Source organism: Pseudomonas sp. EGD-AK9 (genome assembly GCF_000465935.2).
Taxonomy (GTDB): Bacteria; Pseudomonadota; Gammaproteobacteria; order Pseudomonadales; family Pseudomonadaceae; genus Aquipseudomonas.
The window spans coordinates 1-931 of record NZ_AVOF01000666.1 but is presented as its reverse complement, the minus strand read 5'-3'; the positions used below and the strand labels follow the sequence as shown (position 1 = coordinate 931).

The 931-nt window shown below is 70.0% G+C and carries 2 protein-coding genes; both read left to right on the top strand.

Annotated elements, in window-relative coordinates; all coding sequences use genetic code 11:
• Positions 1-447, top strand: a 447-nt coding sequence (locus N878_RS22430) for a methyl-accepting chemotaxis protein (protein ID WP_031303773.1), incomplete at its 5' end; no start/stop codon positions are given.
• 134 nt (positions 448-581) lie between these two features.
• Positions 582-931, top strand: a 350-nt coding sequence (locus N878_RS22425) for a cytochrome c (protein WP_021445758.1), incomplete at its 3' end; no start/stop codon positions are given.

Sequence of the window (931 nt, the reverse complement as noted above, 5' to 3'; positions counted from 1 at the left end):
ATCGAGGCGGCGCGCGCCGGCGAGGCCGGGCGCGGTTTCGCCGTGGTCGCCGACGAGGTGCGCACCCTGGCCAGTCGCACCCAGCAGTCCACCGGCGAGATCCAGGCGATGATCCAGCGCCTGCAGAGCGGCGCCCGCGATGCGGTGACGGCGATGCAGCAGAGCGCGCAGCTGGCCGAGGACAACCTCAGCCATATCCGCCAGGCCAGCGAGGTGCTCGACGCCATAGTCGGCGCGGTGGACGGCATAAACGCGCTGAACGCGCAGATCGCCACCGCCGCCGAACAGCAGAGCCAGGTGGCGCAGGAGATCGACCAGCGCGTGACCCATATCTCCAGCCTGGCCGAACGCAGCCAGGGCGAGACCGCAAGCGTGGTGCAGGTCAGTGCGCAGATTCACGGCGAGGTGCGCCAGCTCAACCAGCAGCTGGATCGTTTCCGTACCTGAATAGCTGGTGCGCACGGCGCCGCCTGCCGACGTCGGACGGCGGGCGGCGCGACAACTGCGGTAAAACACCGCGCTTGGCCTGATCGGGCCGAGTGGCGATACTGGCCGCCCGTTTTTTTCCGGAAGGCGTCGCGATGAAGTTCAAAGCCCTGCTGCTGGCCTGCGCCTGCCTGACCCTGGTCGCCTGCGGCGGCGTCGATCCCGATTCGCCGCTGGGCCAGCGCCAGGCGCTGTTCAAGCAGATGCTCAAGGTCAGCGAGGACCTCGGCGGCATGCTGCGCGGGCGCATTGCCTACGACGAGGCCGGCTTTATCGCCGGCGCCGCCGAGCTGGAGCGCCTGTCGCGCCAGCCCTGGCAGCACTTTCCGCAGGTCCGCGACGACGAGCGCAGCAAGGCCACCGACGAGGTCTGGCAGCGGCAGGCGCAGTTCCAGCAGCTGGCGCGCGAGCTGGAGCAGGCCACCGCCGCCCTGGTGCAGGCCAC